Genomic DNA, 17,033 nt, shown 5'->3' with positions numbered 1-17,033 from the left:
CCCACCCCGGCAACTCGGCCCTTGCCTTGCCGGCATTAATGCGTTATTTTTCAATTATTATTGAATGATACAAATATATGGAGTTATCATGACCCTTGATCAATACCGGTTTGAGACCGGCATGTACCGGCCTCCCAGTGAAGGGGGCAGCGCCTCTTTGCTGGTGCGGTTCACCCGGAACTGCCCGTGGAATCACTGTGCCTTTTGCAGCATGTACAAGACTGAAAAATTTTCTTTGAGAACAGTCGAGGAGATTAAGGCGGACATCGATGCCATGGCTGCTTTGACCGAAAAAATGAAAACTCTGTCCGAAGCAGCCGGCGGGCCGTCCGGTGCTGTCACCCGGGACGGGGTCCTGGCTTTGCTGAACAAAGAACCGGCCCTGGAACAGCACCCGGGTCTGGCCATGCTGGTGCACTGGCTCATGGCCGGGGCAAAGACCGCGTTTATTCAGGATGCCAACAGCCTGATCATGAAAACCCCGGACCTGGTGGCGGCCCTGAACTATCTGAAAACCACGTTTCCCCACATCCGGCGCATCACCACCTATGCCCGGGCCAGAACCGCGGCCCAGAAACCGGCACAGGATCTGGAAGCCATCCGCAGGGCCGGCCTGGACCGGCTTCACCTGGGTCTGGAAACCGGGGATGATGAACTGCTGAAATTCATTAAAAAAGGGGTGACCTCGGACGGACAGATCAAAGGGGGCCAAAAAGCCGTGGCCGCGGGATTCCAGGTGTCTGAATACTGGATGCCCGGCCTGGGGGGAAAGGAAAAAACCCTGGATCATGCCCGGAACACGGCCCGGGTACTCAATGCCATCAATCCCCATTATATCCGGTCCCGGCCCTTTCGGGCCATTCCCGGGACCCCGCTTCACCAGATGGTCAAAGACGGGAAAGTCACACTCCTGTCCGCCAATGAACAGCTGGCAGAACTCCAGGTAATGATCCGGGATCTGGAAGTGACCGGCAAGGTGTGCTTTGATCATGCCATGAACCACTGGCAACGGCCCGGCGGGGGCCTGCTGCTGTCCCATGATTACGAGGGATACCAGTTTCCCGAAGAAAAACCCAGATTGCTGGCCCTGATCGAACAGGGGCTGGCATATGACCAGCCCGCCCCCAGCCTGGGTCACTTTTAAAGGAATGAATGATGCAAAAACACACCCGTTACCGCCTGGCCTATTCCAGTTGCCCCAATGACACGTTTATCTTCAAGGCCATTGCCGGACGGTTGATCGACCTGAAAGAATGGGATTTTCATATCTGCATGGAGGATGTGGAAGCATTGAACCAGGCGGCCGTGCAGCGGATCCATGACATCACCAAACTGTCGTTCGCCGCTTTGGGAAATCTGCTGGACCGGTATGCTCTTTTGCGAAGCGGCGCGGCCCTGGGCAGGGGATGCGGTCCCCTGGTGGTATCCCGGCCCGGCCGCTCTCTGGCGGATGTTTCCGGCAAAAAACCGACCGTGGCAATTCCGGGCATGGGAACCACGGCATATCATCTGTTCCGGTTTTTCATGGCAGACCGGTTTCCGGGCGTTGATGTCACCGTTCAACCCATGTCCTTTGAGAAAATCATGCCCGCAGTCGTGGACGACACGGCTGATTTCGGCCTGATCATTCACGAAGGCCGGTTTGTGTACCCGTCTTTGGGACTGGAACAAATCGCGGATCTGGGACAGTGGTGGGAAGACAAGACGGAACTGCCCATCCCTTTGGGGTGTATGGCCGTGCGCCGGGACATGGACCCGGAAACCGCCTGTCGCATCCAGGCCCTGATCCGCAAAAGCATTGACCATGCCTTTGCCCACCCGGACTTAGGCGCGGAATATATCCGCCGGCATGCCCAGGAAATGGATGACACCGTGATCCGACAGCACATTGACCTGTATGTCAATGATTATTCAAAAGACCTGGGAGAAACCGGGGAACAGGCCGTGACCGCATTTTTTTCCTATGCCCGGAAAACCGGGATGATTCCGGATACGGATCTTCCCCTGTTTGCCTGCTGACAGGCGGACCCTTTTATTCATGCCCCGATCGATTTCCATACCGGACCGCTTCTGCCGGAAGGTGGCACAGACCCTTGCCGCCCATGAAATGCTACACCCGGGCGATGCCGTACTTGTGGCCGTTTCCGGGGGACCGGATTCCATGGCCCTGGTCCGGGTACTGACCCATGTGGCCCCTGAATTTGAACTCCGGATCGGCCTGGCCCATCTCAACCATGGGCTGCGGGGTCCGGGCGCCGACCGGGACCAGGCGTTTGTTCAGCAGTTTGCCGACGGTCACGGCCTGCCCTGTGTCAGTGAAATCCGGGATGTGAAACGCCTGGCCCGTGAGACGGGGAATTCCCTGGAGGAAGCCGGACGAAACGCGAGATACGAATTTTTCTTCCGCACCGCCGCGGACCACGAATATACCCGCATCGCCACGGGCCATACCCGGGACGACAATGCGGAACAGGTGCTCATGGCCCTGGTGCGGGGCAGCGGTTCAAAAGGTCTGGCAAGCATTCCGGCAAAAAGAGGCCCCATGATCATCCGCCCGCTGATCGACCGGTCCCGGCAGGAGATCATCGATTTTCTGGCGGCCTTGAACCAGGCATATATCACGGATGATTCCAATCAGGACCCGGTTTTTTTAAGAAACCGGATCCGGAACCACCTGATTCCTTTGCTGGAAAAACACTACAATCCCAACATCAGACAGGGACTTCACCGGCTCAGCCGGATTCTGGGGGAAGAAACCTGTTTTCTGGAGGACCATACCTGCCGCGCCTTTGACCGCTGTGTAGAAAAAAAGGGCCCGGATGCGGTTTTTCTGTCCATACCGGGTCTGGTTGCGCTTCATCCGGCCCTGATCCCCCGGGTGATCCGGCATGGGATTCTTCATGTCAAAACCAACCTGCGGCGGATCACCCATGATCATATGACGGCCATACAGGACCTGGCAGCCGATTCAGCACCGGGCAAACACCTGGATCTGCCGGACCGGATCCGGGTGTATAAAACCCGGGGCCGGCTCTGTATCAGAAAAGAAACCCTGCCTTTGCGGCAGCTGGGCCGGATGCACAAACAATCCACACGCATCCCCCCCAAAGCATAACGGCTGCAAAACCCGAAACTTTTTCTTGTATATTCGCAAATTATGTTTATATATACTAAAGTTTTAATGTTTTTAATTTATTGTTTTAAAGATGACTAAAGAGAGGGTGAACATTGAATCAATTTTACAAAAATATTTCCCTGTGGCTGGTGGTCGTCCTGATGATGGTGATGCTCTACAACATCTTCAACCAGCAGCAGACCGCACAGACGGATATCGGGTATTCGGAATTTTTGTCCATGGTGGAAAAGGACCGGGTCCAGAGTGTGGTAATTCAGGGCCAGGAACTGTATTTTACGGATGCCAGCGGTGCCCGGTTTAAAAGCTTCGCCCCCAACGACGCGGAACTGATCCCGCTGCTGCGGTCCAACGGGGTGGACATCAAGGCCAAACCCCCGGCGGAATCCTCCTGGCTCATGTCCATTGTGGTGTCCTGGCTGCCCATGATCGTGCTCATCGGGGTGTGGATCTTTTTCATGCGCCAGATGCAGGGCGGGGCCGGGGGCGGCAAAGCCATGTCCTTCGGCAAAAGCCGGGCCCGGCTCATGGATGACAAAAAGGAAAAAGTCACGTTTGAAAATGTGCAGGGTATCAACGAGGCCAAGGAAGAACTCACGGAGGTGGTGGATTTTCTGAAAAATCCGGACAAATACACCCGGCTGGGGGGACGGATTCCCAAAGGAGTGCTGCTGGTGGGCAACCCCGGAACCGGGAAAACCCTTTTGTCCCGGGCCGTGGCCGGTGAAGCTGGGGTGCCGTTTTACACCATCTCCGGTTCCGATTTTGTGGAAATGTTTGTGGGGGTCGGCGCCTCCCGGGTGAGAGACCTGTTTGCCCAGGGCAAGAAAAACGCGCCGTGTATCATATTCATCGATGAGATCGACGCCGTGGGCCGCCAGAGAGGGGCCGGTATGGGCGGCGGCCATGATGAGCGGGAACAGACCCTGAACCAGCTGCTGGTGGAAATGGACGGATTCGAGTCCAATGAAGGGGTCATTCTCATGGCGGCCACCAACCGGGCCGATGTCCTGGATCCGGCCCTGCTGCGGCCGGGACGGTTCGACCGCCAGGTGGTGGTGGACATGCCGGACATCAAAGGCCGGGAAGGCATCCTGCGGGTGCACATGAAAAAAACGCCCCTGGACCGGGATGTGGATCCCGTGATCCTGGCCAGAGGGACACCGGGATTTTCCGGGGCCGATCTGGAAAACCTGGTCAACGAGGCGGCCCTGCTGGCAGCCAAACGGGACCATGACAAACTGGCCATGAAAGACTTTGAAGACGCCAAAGACAAGGTATACATGGGACTGGAACGAAAATCCAAGGTGATCAAGGAAGAAGAAAAGAAAACCACGGCCTACCATGAAGGCGGGCATGCCCTGGTGGCCCGGTTTCTTCCCAACACCGACGCTGTCAACAAAATCACCATCATCCCCCGGGGACGGGCCGCAGGTGTCACCTGGTTTCTGCCCGAAGAAGGGGATTTCAAATACAAGGACCAGCTGGAAAACGAACTGTCCATCGCTTTCGGCGGCCGGGTGGCGGAAGCACTCATCTTCAACCGCATCAGCACCGGAGCCGCCAATGACATCAAACAGGCCACCAAGCTGGCCAACCGGATGATCCGGAATTTCGGCATGAGCGACAAACTGGCACCGCTGTCCTATGAAGACCATGACGACAATATCTTCATCGGACGGGAAATGACCCAGGCCAAAGGATATTCCGAGGCCACGGCCCAGCAGATCGATGCGGAAGTGGCACAGCTGGTGGACCAGGCCTACCAGAAAGCCCAGAAGATTCTGGAAGAAAACATTGATATTCTCCACCGGCTGACCGACCTGCTCATTGAAAAAGAAACCGTGCTGGGCGCGGAGCTGGACGATCTGATTGCGGAAATGCGGCCGGAGTATGATTTTCACGGCCGGCGAAACGTACGCACCACCCCTAAGCAGGATCCGGTTGACAACAACCGGACCCAGGCCCGGACTTCTGAATCAAACGACCCTGAACCGGATAACTCTGAACCGGACGACACGAATGACAACCGGTCTGAGGACGACTCAGACAGCGATGCCCAGGCATCCGGAGACAATCCATCGGACAAGGAATAGTATATGACGGGTTTTCAACTCACGTGTGGAAAATTTCACCTGGACCTGGGATCCCGGTCCTGTATCATGGGGATATTGAACGTGACCCCGGATTCCTTTTCAGACGGCGGCCGGTTCAATGAATATGACGCAGCCGTGGCCCGGGGTATGCGCCTGGCAGAACAAGGCGCCCATATCCTGGATATCGGCGGAGAATCCACCCGGCCGTTTTCCAAACCCGTTTCCGTGCAGGAAGAAATAGACCGGGTGGTGCCGGTCATCGAGACCCTGTCTAAAAAAATCAGTATCCCCATTTCCATCGACACGGTGAAAGCCCCCGTGGCCAGAGCGGCCCTGGATGCCGGGGCCGCCATTATCAACGATATTTCCGCCTTTGAAATGGATCCGGACATGGCGGACGTGGCAGCCCGATATCAGGTACCTGTGGTACTCATGCATATGAAAGGGACTCCGGAAACCATGCAGGCCGACCCGGTTTACGATGATCTGATGCAGGAGATCAGCGATTATCTGGCGACCCGGGCACAATATGCCATGTCCCGGGGCATTGAAAAAACAAATATCATTCTGGATCCGGGCATTGGATTCGGGAAAACCGTGCACCACAACCTGGTGCTCATCCAGTGCCTGAAAACCATTGTGGATCTGGGATTTCCCGTGCTCATGGGACCGTCCCGGAAATCGTTCATCCGCAACCTGTTACATCTGAACCGTGCCGGGAATGACCCGGATTCAGCCGAACAGATCGAAACCGGCACCCTGGCAGCTGTCGGGGCCTGTCTGGCCCATGGTGCGCATATCCTACGCGTTCATGATGTTCACCGGGCCGTCGCGTTCACCCGGATCTTTGATGCCGTCCGGAATGCCTGACCTGCGGAACCATAAAAAATGTTTCCCCTTTTTGTTGATCCTGCTGCTTTGTTTGTGGGGCTGTACCCCGGAACCACTTGAAACCCACCTGCTTCTGCCCGTGGAATTTGCCAATGTGCCCAAAGGGATGCTTGTCACCCAGTTTCGCACCGACAAAATTGAAATCCGCATCAAAGCGGATCCCCGGTTAATCGAAAGAATCAATGACAAACCCATCCATTATCCAGCGGATCTGTACACGGATCTGGACATCGATCCGGCCGGGGCCACGGAATCCATCGGGCCGGGATATTACATGCTGCCCGTGGACAAACGGCGGATTCCCATGGACCCGGCCATCACCATTCTGGAGATTTCCCCTTCCTATCTGGGGGTGCGCCTGGAAAAAGAGATTACCCGGGAATTCAAAATCGAAGTGCCCTGCTCCGGCGACCCGCTCGAGGGATTCATTGCTTTAGCCCCTGCGCCGGATCCTTCTTCAGTGACACTGTCCGGGGCGGAATCCGTGATCAACGACATTCAGGTGTTGAAAACCCGGCCCGTTGACTTGACCCAGGCAAAAGAATCATTCAAAAAAGAGGTGCCCCTGGACCTTGAAGCGTCCCGGCACATTACCAGTGATCTCCCGATTATTGTGGTATCGGTGCAGATCCAGGAAAAACAGGTGGAAAAATCCATTGAACACCTGCCCATCCAGATCCGGAACTGTACTTATTCCGCCCGGGTCGAACCGGATGTCATGACCATCGCGGTCAAAGGCCCTTACAGTACCATCCACACCAAGGAAACCCTGGATCAAATTTTCGCTTTCCTGGATCTGGACGGGATGGAACCCGGCGTCTATGCCCGGCATACATATATCAACATCCCCGTGGGCCTGACCATGACCCGGTCAGACCCACAGGTATTTACCGTGACGATTGAAAAATAAAGGAGATCCCATGCTGCTGGTGATCGATGTGGGCAATACCAATACCGTGATCGGTGTCTATGATGACAAGGATCAGCTTAAGGAAAACTGGCGGATCCGGACCGTCCGGGACAATACGGCCGATGAATTCAATATTCTGGCCCGGGCCCTGTTTGCCGACAGAGGCCTGCCTTTGACCGCCCTCAGCCGGGTGGTCATCTCTTCCGTGGTGCCGTCGTCCGTGGGGATTCTGGACGGATTCTGCCGGCGCTACCTGGGCCTGACCCCTTTGTGGATCCAGCCGTCCTGCGTGAAACAACGGATGCCCATCCTGTACAGCAACCCCAATGAGGTGGGGGCGGACCGCATCGTCAATGCCGTGGCTGCTTATGACAAGTACAAAACCGGACTGATCATCATCGATTTCGGCACTGCCACCACCTTTGACGTCATCACTCCGGCCGGGGAATACCTGGGCGGTGCTATCTGTCCCGGGGTGATGATCGCTTCGGAAGCCCTGTTCCGGAAAGCGTCCCGCCTGCCCCGCGTGGAAATTTTTTCCGCACCTGAAAAAGTGATCGGCACGGATACCATCGGGAGTATGCAGTCCGGCATCATTCACGGCAACGCGGCCATGGTGGACGGAATGGTGGAACGGATGAGAAAAGAACTGCCGCACCCTTTGAAAGTGATTGCCACGGGCGGTCTGGCACCGCTGATTGCCGATCTGTCCACCACCATTGAAACCGTGGATCAATCCCTGACCCTGGAAGGCCTGCGGATCATTGCCGGTGAATTCAACGAAAAAACCTGACCCGCGCGCCAGGGCCTGATCCATGACGATTATTGGACCAATACCGGATTCCTGAGCCGGGAGGTGACATGCACGGGTGTTCTGATCAGCCCCTGGTCCAGCATGATGGCTTCGGTCTGGGCCCAGGCAGCCGTCTGTATCCGGCCCACGGGAATATCCGGGTCCGGTTTGACCAGGGTCCGGGTGACATCCAGCTGGGCCGCCTGCACCTGTCCCTGGGTGCCGGTGTCGTATTTTTTCACGGCGGCCAGTACCGAGGCCTGGTTGGCCGGATCCATGGCCGCTTCCCAGGCGGCAAGCAAAGCGGACAGAAACCGTGCCACCAGATCCGGATAATCGGTCGCCATTGCCCCGGAGGTCACAATGGAGTTGGCCACAAAGTCCACGCCGAAATCCGCCGGGTTGAGAAACCGGACTGTTTCGCCTTCTTTTGCCAGCCGGTCCGCCAGGATTACGCCCTGGGAATTGCGGTACACCGGCCACAGATCCACCTGGTTTTTCAGAAACGGGGTAAAATCAAACCGAACCCCCGTGACTTTTACATCCCTCAGTGTCAGATCCGCCGTTGCCAGAAGGGTTTGCATGATGGTTTCATCATTGCCCCCAAAGGTGACCCCTAAGTGGTACTGCTTCAAATCCGCCGGGTGCGTGATCTGTACCTGGGGGTACCGATAGATCCACTGCATGGGGTTGATCTGAAACACCTGGGCCAGAACCACCACATCCGCGCCTTTTTCCAGGGCCCGGATCACCTGATCTGCGGATGCCACTCCAAAATGGGCATATCCAAGCTCCAGCTCCTTGATGGCATCTTTTTCCGGGCTGCCCTCTCTGACCTGTACATCCAGGCCGGCATCCGCGAAAAACCCGTTTTCCATGGCAAACACGTCACCTGCCACACTGGTGTTAAACAGCCATTTGAGCCGGTAGTTGAAACGCGTCTGTTCCGCCTGTGCCGTGGGTATCCACAGGGCGCAGGCAGCCACGGCCATCCATACAGCCATCCCGATGACCATCCGTTGTATGTGTGTCATAACAGAGCTCCTTTGTTTTCCGATCCCCATTTTGCCTTGACGGCTTCGCCCAGGGATTCAAGCAGACCCTGGTACACGGAAATCACGATTCCGATCATGAACAGGGCCGTGAGAATGGCGGCCAGATCACTCTGGTACAATGCAATGCGGATGCTGTACCCGATGCCGGCATTGGCGGCGATGAATTCCGCCACAATGGTACCGGCCATGGCCAGGGTGGCGCTGCCGGCAATCACGGTGGTCAGTTTGCTCAAATTTTCAAACGCCCGGATCTTGACTTCCAGGTGCCAGCGCATGCGCCCGGTGGCGATGTAAAAATGCTCAATATCCGTCACAGGTGCGGCCATCACCCCCAGCACGGACAGCAGCAGCGGGAAATAACAGATCATGGCCGCGATGAGTAGCCGGGATAAAAATCCGTCCCCCAGCAGAATAAAAATAATGGGGGCCAGGGCCACGATGGGATAGGCCTGGATATTGTAGGCGGTCACCCGGATCATGGAACCGGCCCAGGAAGAACGCCGGCCCAGAATGCCGACGAAAAACGCCAGAAAAATGGAAATCCCCTGGCCCAGGATGGCCACGGACAGGGTATCCAGCACGTCTTTGAAAAAGCCGCCCGCCACCTGACCCGCCGTATCCAGAATCAGCGGTATTCCCGGGATCACATAATCCGATAAGGACAATCCGGTTTTCACGGCCAGCAACAGTCCCAAAAAGATCCCATACACAATCATGAACTGGTAAATCCGTCTAAAAAGCATTCATGATCTCCAGCATAACCCGGTCCAGAGCGGATTTATCCACTTTACCCCCGGATGTTTCGTTCAGGCCTGAAATCAGGCGGCTGGACATGTTCCGGGACGGCTCGGCCAGCACCAGGATCTCTTTGCAGAACCGGGCCACTTCCATAAGGTTGTGGGAAATATACAGAAACATCTTGTGGGCAAACCGCTCCTTGATGGCCGGCAGAATGGTCTGTCGCAGTTTTTCATCCACATTGGCCAGGCTTTCATCCAGAATCATCAGGTCAAAATCCTGGAGCAGATACCGGATCAGGTTCATGCGGTTCTGCTGCCCCATGGACAACTGGGAAAACCGGGCGTCCAGCACCGGTTCCAGGCAGAAGAGCGCGATGAGTTCTTTTTTGAGGCCCTGCCGGTCCGGCGGGCAGACCTGATCCAGGTGACGGCCGACAGCCGCCCATCCCGGCAGCCGTTCCAGATTATAGGTATACAAAATGGTGTCAATGCCCGGGGTCTTCACGGGCTGATCCAAAAGATCCGCATGCCGGGTCAGCAGCCGGGCAAACGAGGTCTTTCCCACCCCGGACGGCCCGAACACCGCATAAAACCCGGGGCCTGTCATGGAAAAACTCAAGTTGTCAATCACCTGGATTTCCGATCCCGGATAGGTAAAATTCAATCCATTGCATTCCAGACGCATTAATATTCTTTCAAAAAATATTCAAATATTGTTTTACCCTTACCCACATCGTTGCGGGGTCAAAAACCAGCCATATTTTCACCCCGGGTTTCATTATCTCACCTTCTGATGATCGACCTTAGTACGTAATCAGTCATAAAGTCAATATACCTGACATCTGAATCAGCCTGCCTGATACAACGCTGAAAGTCTCTTTTTTCTTGACAACCCGGAGAAGCATGGAATAGGTAGTGTTTTTCAGTTTATCAATTTCAACATTTAAGAGGAAAAAGATATTGTCTGACCCGAAGAACTATAAACCAATAAACCGGCGTTTTTATTCTTTTTTCATCCTTTGCCTGGTTTTTCTTTTGTTTGCATCAACCAGTCTTGCAGGCATGGACCCATTGCCGACCCGGTTCGACCTCCGTGATATTGACAAAAAAGCCTACATCGGGCCCGTTAAAAACCAAAATCCTTTTGGCACCTGTTACTCCTTTGGCGCCAATGCGGCTGCAGAAAGCACATACAACCGGGCCATGGGACTGTACAATGACCAGGCGGTCTCTTTTTCAGAATCATTTATTATCTGGAGCCTGGGACAAAAATATGATGGATTCCCGGGGGGCAATTACGGGGCAGGAGCTGATTATGCATATGATGAACTCCAGGGACTGGTGGATTATGGCGTGGTTCCTGCCCATGTGTTTCCCTACACACCCGCATTGATGAACCTGTACAATGATGACGAAAATCTGACACTCAATTATCACTGGGATGTCCCCAGAGTCCAGTTCTCAGGCTGGCACCGACTGCCGGCCAATGATATTGAGACCTTTAAACGGGCGATTATGACTTTCGGTGCATTGGATGTTGCCGTTCTTGCACAGGAGGACTTCAGCTTTTATGAAGGGGGGATATTCTCCGATGACCTGACAGAAGCAAGTTTTCCTCTGGAATTCTATTCACCCACCAATCATGCGGTTTCACTGGTTGGCTGGGATGATGATGAACAGGTCTGGATTTTACGCAATTCCTGGGGACCCGGCTGGGGGGAAGACGGCTACATGCGCATCAGTTACCATTCAGCCAGGGTCGCACTTGAAGGAACCTATCTGCGGTATGGTGACTGGGAAGGCATTGACCATGATATCATCAATACAACGGGCATTACCGCCGATCTCCAGTATTCCGGAGTACAGCCGGTGGCCCGGGGACTGTATGAATGGGGTGGCGATCACGCGTCCATGATCAATGAATCAACCATTGATGCGACCATCAGCGTAGATGAAGGCAACCCTTATGTCCACGGCATGTTTTTATGGGCCGGCCGTGACAGCCTGATTGAAAACCACGGATCCATCACTGCGGCATCCCGTTCGGAAAATGACCAGTCAACGGCGTACGGCATTGTTCTGCAGGGTCATAAAGTTCTCAACACCGGCAGTATTCAGGTCGAAGCGGAAGCGATGGAGAACGATCGGGCCACGGCATACGGGATCCGGATGTTTGGTTTTGATGATACGGCGGTGCTGACCAATGAAGGCAACGTGGTTTCCGAAGCCCCCACACCCAATGGCTGGGCATATGGGTTGTTCAGCTCAGGCCTTTCAAACCTGATCAACAACGGACAGGTGACCGCCAAAGGAAATGGCATGGGGGCGGGTGTCATGACCTATGATGACACAACCGTTCAAAATACGGGTGTAATCGAATCACATGCAGAAGATGGATCCTCTTTCGGCGTATTTCAATATGGTGGCCGGCTGACCAACTCCGCTTCCGGTAAAATTGTTGCAACATCCAATCAGGGAGAATCCACGGGAATCGGTGTAGATTGTCGCTGTCTGATCCCAAGAATATGTCAGGTTATTTTACCTATTGGGGATATAGGTAGGGCCTGATAGTAATCAAAACAAAACTACCAGGCCCCGAGCAGACAGCAGTCTACCGCACTGAGTTATCCCTTGGCATCGGAGTCCCCTCTCGTATGCCTCTGTTTCACTCAGATATCTCTATCTGGTCACAATTGAAAATCAATTCCGCACTGATCGTTTTTTCCTGTCTGTAAAAGGCTTCGGTTAAAAGCAACGTGCCCATGTTCATGATGTGTCGTCGATTCCCTCTGCAATGGGATGATAAAATGTTTAAAGCATCCGGATCAAACAGCGTTTCTGTTGCACCTGCATTGGATAACCTGAATTTGATAAATTCAAGACTTTCATCGTCATTCAAGGGATTCAAATTAAATTGCCCGGTGAGTCGGGTTTTTACAGAAGCCAGAATTTGCAGTGAGAGTTTTTTTTCAAAGGTTTCATCTCCCACAAGAATAAAACTTGCGGCCACGGTTTCCTTTTGAGGATTAAACATCAGGGAACAGATATCCATTAATGATTCCTTTTCCATGAGGTGGGCATCATCAATAACAAATACCGGGAACACACTGCGGTGTTCCGATGCCATGTTTGTGATCTGTTTTTGCAGGCTGATCAGCAAAGGCACGGTCCTACCATTTGTTTCCACCCCAAGAACGTCAGCAAAGGCTTTGAGCATTCCGTTGCGCTGTAATCCACCGTAATGGACCAGGGAAGGTTTATAACAGTTTGCATCGAGCTGGGATAAAACATAGTTGATTAATGTTGATTTGCCGGCACCTGAGGGCCCGGACAAAGCAAAACTTTTTCCAGAGGAGATCAACGATATGGCTGTCCTGAGAAATCGCTTGTCCTGCTCTCCCAGATAAGGGGTTTTCAGTCGGTAAGTATTTGCGAACGGATGATATTTACAATTAAAAAATTCCAGTGGAGATTGTTTATGAGTCATTTGTATGGTTTCCTATTGATTTGGATGTTCAAATCGTCTTGCATTGGCGCCAAGGTCAACGATACGTGCCTTTTTCATTTCATTGCCGTAGTAGATACAGGTTTTGTCCCAGGGCATATAATAAATGGTTACCCGGGATCCTGGCAGGCATCCGGGTACCTCATACCTGATTTTTTTGAAATGGATGGTGCAATCATTGTAAACCCTGCAACGCCGCTCCATCCTGAACAAGGCTTCAATGTCAATCGACGGCGACAAAGCACGGCATACATTTTTGCTTTGCAGTCTTTTTTGCAACGGGGAACATTCCAAAGATGAGTGCAGGGTTTCATGATATCCGGCAACCCAGGATTTGAACGCATCATTGATCTGCTTAATGGTTTTAAATTTATCACAAAGGAACTGATCCCTGACGGTCCTGAACAGCCTTTCTAATTTGCCTCTGCCTTGAGGGACAAATGGTGGGGTATGGACCAGATCAATTCCGTTCCTGGCGCAAAGGATCTTCAGGTGCCGGCTGATATATGCCGACCCATTGTCGACGTAAAAACGCTGGGGAATTCCAAATCGTCTGACCGCACCCATGAGATCATAGAGTAAAGGTTCAACCGATTCGGTCAGGTAAAATCCACCATGAACAATAAACCGGCTGCTGTCATCCAGGATGACATGGAGATAGGTTTTGTGCTTTTTATTGTCCTTGAACAATTTTGGACCATGGAGAAAATCAGCAATCCATAATTGACCGAAATGGTCAAAGGCAAAAGGCCGTACATTCCCGTTTGGATCAATGTGGGGGTCTCTTTGCAGGTTATGGGCTTTTGCAAATCTGTAAATGGCAGACCTGCTGGGTTTTCTTCCATTCCACCTGTTGGTTTTAATCAGTTCCTTGATCATCCTGGCAAGGGTCCATCTTGGGTGTTCCTCCCGCAGAGCAACCATTGCTGAAGTGATCTTATCCGGGATCTGGTGGTTACCTTTATCAGATCTGACTTTGCCCATCAGGCCTGGCAGGCCACTTTGAAGGTAGCGGTATAGCCATTTCCTGAGGGTTTCTGCACTCAATCTCATATGGGAACCGTTTGGATGGACATACCGCTGCCAGGACGCCTGGTCAAGCAGCTCTCCAGAGGGAAGGCTGTTGGCTTCCCTGTGCAGAAGAGGGCTGATAATCCCGTAACGCCATATGGCCAGTTCTAATTTCTCGTCATTTTGTTCTCTCACTTAAACCTCCTGTTTAAAAAAGTTGAACTCCAGGAGAATTGCTTAACAAACTGACTGATTTTATTATATATACGTTTTGTGTTGGTGCTTTTTTATCTGAATCTTTCCGGGTAAAAAGTCCAGGAAAAATCTCTGACAAATGATGCCCAGGATCTGCCGGAAGATAAGCATGGGGACATTCGATTGCCATGTCCTTGCTTGAACCAGTCACGGATTATCAACGCTTTTTTTATCCACCGCTGTGTTCGCGGCCAATTGCCGCCGGTGTGCCGGACAATATCTGCGATATTGTTTCCTTGTTCGTACATATCAAGAACATACATCAACATGCACAGAGAGATCCTGAGTATTGGCAATAGCGCATGGGGAAGAATTGAAAAGGTTTTACATGGGCATTGATCATTGTCACAGCGAAAACGCTGGATATTTATCAGCTCATCATCAAATAGATATCGCCTGTAAAACCCCCATTTTATATACGTATGACGGTTCCCGCAGTGGGGACAGCAAGCAAGTGCAATGCAGTTTTTTCTTGTAATTTCTGATAAAACAGTTATCAATAGATTCCATGATCGGGGCATGTGTCCTCCTGTTTAATTGTTAAACTTTGCAAAGGAGGGTATAACACATGCCCCCCCCTCTTATCCCCCCCAAAAGGGGGGAGGAGGATAAAAGGCATACAGCGGTTCCTGCTGTCCATGAAAAAGCTTCCGTCGTAATCTCAAAATATTGCACCTGAAAAATTTCATTTAGGCATACATGCGTGGGATTTTAGGCTGGATTTTTGGGATATTATTGTGCCTCTCTACAGAATCGGTGGTGGAATGTTTGACTATTTCATAAATGCAGGAACCATTACCAGCCAGAGTTCCCAGGGATTTGCCCGTGGTATTTTTGTTTCAGACAGTAAGTTCATCATGAACTCCGGCCTGATAGATGTCAATGCTTCTGGAATGGAATCTGAATCATATGGCGTTTTGATTGAGGGCGAGACCCGATTCGAGAACACGGGAACCATTCGCGCCAACGCCACAAACACCGCGTTTGGTGCCGCCATTCAAAACCGGGGAACCCTGATCAATCATCCCGGTGCGACAATTTCCGCCTCAAGTTACGGTGGCGACGCCTTTGCCCTGAGTCTCGACCATGCCATTGCCATCAACAACGGCATGGTTACCGGAGATACGCTGCTGGATAATGACAGCCTGCTGATGGGTAACGGGATTCATACGGGTGATCTTTTGAGCAATTTCAGTCAGGTAACACCGGGTAACTCCATCGGCACCCTGACAGTTACAGGCGACTACCATCAGGGCGCCGGATCGACGCTGGCCATTGAGGTGGACCAGAGCGCGTCGGACATACTTCATGTTTCCGGTACCGCTTTTCTGGACGGCACGCTGCACATTATTCCCATAGGCTATGTATCGGACAGCAGCCACACCTTTTTGAATGCCGCCGGTATTTCCGGCGCATTCACCACGATTTCCTCCCCGGCAGTATTTGATATCGACATCTCTGACAATGCTTTGGGGCTGGGTTTTGACTTGAACCGCAACAGCTATACGTCTCTGGTCTCAAATCCTGCCCATGCGGATATGGCCGATATTCTCGACCACACCCGCCCTTCAGCTTCCAGTGATATCGCCGATATCCTGAATCTTCTGGACACCATGGACATGAACGGCCTGGACCGGGCCATGGGAAACATTTATCCTGCCATGCATGGCGCTGCGGGCTATGCCGTCCTGGGCAACATCCAGAGAAACAACCGGCATCTGCAACGGCAGATGGATTTGACAGATGCCTTTCGCTTCACCGATCCAGACCCGGACGCCGATCCGGAATCCGATGACGGGCAGCCCTGGAGATCCTGGGCAACAGCCACGGGTTCTGAAACCCGTCATCATTCCCACGGGGCAGTCCCCGGGTTCAGGGAAAAAACGGGGGGACTGATGGTGGGTGCGGATCACAAACCCACAGACAAAAAAACATTCGGAGGCGCTATCGCTGTATCATACCAGAACCTGGATGGTAAAATGAACATCGGCCAATCAACCATTGAATCATACCAGGGTTTCCTTTACAGTCAATGGACGGAAACCCAAGAAGGACAGGGCGCTTACGTGAATACCGGACTGGGTGCCGGGATTGTCGAAATCGATACCGACCGAACCATTCATTTCCTGAACCGAACCGCAACCAGTGACCATACCGCCCAGACAGGCGCGTTGTTCATGGGAACGGGATATGGTTTCAAATATGCCGACTGGCTGGTTCGTCCCGGCTTTGACATGAATTATGCCTTTATGCATGAAGATTCCTTCACAGAATCAGGGGCTGACAGCATGACTCTGGATGTGGACTCCCGCACGTCCTATTCTCTGCAATCCCATATCGGTTTGAACCTGTCCAGAAAACTCACCTTTGAAACCGGTGAACTGATTCCCGAATTTCGAATCGGGTGGATTCATGAATTCTTTCCTGATTCTAAAAATTTCAACGCCCGTTTTCATGACACCCCGTATTCATTTGAAGCTCCCGGCCGGGACATGCCAAAAAATTCAGGACTCGTTGGCGCTTCGCTCAAGACTCGGTTTTCAAGGGTTCTGTTCGGTGCCTTTGATTATGACTATTATTTCATGGAAGCCAACCAGGGATCTGCACATAAATTCAATATCCAGATTCAGTATCATTTTTAGCC

At 52.8% G+C, this 17,033-nt stretch carries 14 protein-coding genes; 9 read left to right on the top strand and 5 right to left on the bottom strand.

Annotated elements, in window-relative coordinates; translation table 11 throughout:
• Positions 1–88 precede the first annotated feature (88 nt).
• The 7 genes from K365_RS0100840 (at position 89) to K365_RS0100810 (ending at position 7,823) form a co-directional block, all read left to right on the top strand.
• Positions 89–1,144: a radical SAM protein gene (locus K365_RS0100840; RefSeq protein WP_024333144.1), complete on the top strand. Its 1,056-nt coding sequence runs from the start codon at positions 89–91 to the stop codon at positions 1,142–1,144.
• A gap of 8 nt (positions 1,145–1,152) precedes the next feature.
• A complete protein-coding gene (locus K365_RS0100835; RefSeq protein ID WP_236610020.1) occupies positions 1,153–2,019 on the top strand; it encodes a 1,4-dihydroxy-6-naphtoate synthase in 867 nt (288 codons plus the stop codon).
• Between the two features lie 19 nt (positions 2,020–2,038).
• Positions 2,039–3,115, top strand: coding sequence for a tRNA lysidine(34) synthetase TilS (gene tilS, locus K365_RS0100830; protein WP_024333143.1), 1,077 nt, complete (start codon positions 2,039–2,041; stop codon positions 3,113–3,115).
• A 113-nt stretch (positions 3,116–3,228) separates the two neighbouring features.
• Positions 3,229–5,229 (top strand): ATP-dependent zinc metalloprotease FtsH, encoded by a 2,001-nt coding sequence (gene ftsH / locus K365_RS0100825; protein WP_024333142.1) that lies wholly within the window; start codon positions 3,229–3,231, stop codon positions 5,227–5,229.
• Positions 5,230–5,232: 3 nt separating this feature from the next.
• Positions 5,233–6,099, top strand: coding sequence for a dihydropteroate synthase (gene folP, locus K365_RS0100820; RefSeq protein ID WP_024333141.1), 867 nt, complete (start codon positions 5,233–5,235; stop codon positions 6,097–6,099).
• Positions 6,017–7,030 (top strand): CdaR family protein, encoded by a 1,014-nt coding sequence (locus K365_RS0100815; RefSeq protein ID WP_245569118.1) that lies wholly within the window; start codon positions 6,017–6,019, stop codon positions 7,028–7,030. Before folP ends, K365_RS0100815 begins: the two co-directional genes overlap by 83 nt.
• 10 nt (positions 7,031–7,040) lie before the next feature.
• The gene (locus tag K365_RS0100810; protein ID WP_006968455.1) at positions 7,041–7,823 is read left to right on the top strand and encodes a type III pantothenate kinase; all 783 of its coding nucleotides are present in this window, start codon (positions 7,041–7,043) and stop codon (positions 7,821–7,823) included.
• A 29-nt stretch (positions 7,824–7,852) separates the two neighbouring features.
• On the opposite strand, the gene K365_RS0100805 is transcribed toward K365_RS0100810, so the two are convergent.
• Genes K365_RS0100805 through K365_RS0100795 form a run of 3 tightly spaced genes read right to left on the bottom strand, consistent with a single transcriptional unit; the run spans position 7,853 to position 10,303 of the window.
• Positions 7,853–8,857: an ABC transporter substrate-binding protein gene (locus K365_RS0100805; RefSeq protein WP_024333139.1), complete on the bottom strand. Its 1,005-nt coding sequence runs from the start codon at positions 8,855–8,857 to the stop codon at positions 7,853–7,855.
• A complete protein-coding gene (locus tag K365_RS0100800; protein WP_006968453.1) occupies positions 8,854–9,621 on the bottom strand; it encodes an ABC transporter permease in 768 nt (255 codons plus the stop codon). The genes K365_RS0100805 and K365_RS0100800 overlap by 4 nt, the downstream gene beginning before the upstream one ends.
• Entirely contained in the window at positions 9,611–10,303 is a 693-nt protein-coding gene (locus K365_RS0100795) for an ATP-binding cassette domain-containing protein (RefSeq protein ID WP_006968452.1), read from the bottom strand. Before K365_RS0100795 ends, K365_RS0100800 begins: the two co-directional genes overlap by 11 nt.
• A gap of 377 nt (positions 10,304–10,680) precedes the next feature.
• On the opposite strand from K365_RS0100795, the gene K365_RS0100790 reads away from it, so the two are divergent.
• Complete coding sequence (locus tag K365_RS0100790; protein WP_156887656.1) at positions 10,681–12,186, top strand: C1 family peptidase; 1,506 nt, start codon at positions 10,681–10,683, stop codon at positions 12,184–12,186.
• Between the two features lie 97 nt (positions 12,187–12,283).
• On the opposite strand, the gene K365_RS0100785 is transcribed toward K365_RS0100790, so the two are convergent.
• Positions 12,284–13,105: an ExeA family protein gene (locus K365_RS0100785; RefSeq protein WP_024333137.1), complete on the bottom strand. Its 822-nt coding sequence runs from the start codon at positions 13,103–13,105 to the stop codon at positions 12,284–12,286.
• Positions 13,106–13,117: 12 nt separating this feature from the next.
• Positions 13,118–14,329: a helix-turn-helix domain-containing protein gene (locus K365_RS0100780; RefSeq protein WP_024333136.1), complete on the bottom strand. Its 1,212-nt coding sequence runs from the start codon at positions 14,327–14,329 to the stop codon at positions 13,118–13,120.
• A gap of 824 nt (positions 14,330–15,153) precedes the next feature.
• Between K365_RS0100780 and K365_RS0100770 the strand changes: the two genes are divergently transcribed.
• Complete coding sequence (locus K365_RS0100770) at positions 15,154–17,031, top strand: autotransporter outer membrane beta-barrel domain-containing protein (RefSeq protein WP_024333134.1); 1,878 nt, start codon at positions 15,154–15,156, stop codon at positions 17,029–17,031.
• Positions 17,032–17,033 lie beyond the last annotated feature (2 nt).

Source organism: Desulfotignum balticum DSM 7044 (genome assembly GCF_000421285.1).
In the GTDB taxonomy this organism is placed as follows: Bacteria; Desulfobacterota; Desulfobacteria; order Desulfobacterales; family Desulfobacteraceae; genus Desulfotignum; species Desulfotignum balticum.
This window is presented reverse-complemented; position numbering and strand designations above follow the sequence as displayed.

Bases quoted from the DNA above. Each gene is read 5' to 3' on its own strand.
- K365_RS0100815 (WP_245569118.1), top strand. From the start codon at position 6,017: ATGGTGCGCATATCCTACGCGTTCATGATGTTCACCGGGCCGTCGCGT.
- K365_RS0100800 (WP_006968453.1), bottom strand. From the start codon at position 9,621: ATGCTTTTTAGACGGATTTACCAGTTCATGATTGTGTATGGGATCTTT.
- K365_RS0100770 (WP_024333134.1), top strand. From the start codon at position 15,154: ATGTTTGACTATTTCATAAATGCAGGAACCATTACCAGCCAGAGTTCC.
- K365_RS0100810 (WP_006968455.1), top strand. From the start codon at position 7,041: ATGCTGCTGGTGATCGATGTGGGCAATACCAATACCGTGATCGGTGTC.
- K365_RS0100785 (WP_024333137.1), bottom strand. From the start codon at position 13,105: ATGACTCATAAACAATCTCCACTGGAATTTTTTAATTGTAAATATCAT.
- K365_RS0100795 (WP_006968452.1), bottom strand. From the start codon at position 10,303: ATGCGTCTGGAATGCAATGGATTGAATTTTACCTATCCGGGATCGGAA.
- folP (WP_024333141.1), top strand. From the start codon at position 5,233: ATGACGGGTTTTCAACTCACGTGTGGAAAATTTCACCTGGACCTGGGA.
- tilS (WP_024333143.1), top strand. From the start codon at position 2,039: ATGCCCCGATCGATTTCCATACCGGACCGCTTCTGCCGGAAGGTGGCA.
- K365_RS0100805 (WP_024333139.1), bottom strand. From the start codon at position 8,857: ATGACACACATACAACGGATGGTCATCGGGATGGCTGTATGGATGGCC.
- K365_RS0100835 (WP_236610020.1), top strand. From the start codon at position 1,153: ATGATGCAAAAACACACCCGTTACCGCCTGGCCTATTCCAGTTGCCCC.
- K365_RS0100790 (WP_156887656.1), top strand. From the start codon at position 10,681: ATGGACCCATTGCCGACCCGGTTCGACCTCCGTGATATTGACAAAAAA.
- K365_RS0100840 (WP_024333144.1), top strand. From the start codon at position 89: ATGACCCTTGATCAATACCGGTTTGAGACCGGCATGTACCGGCCTCCC.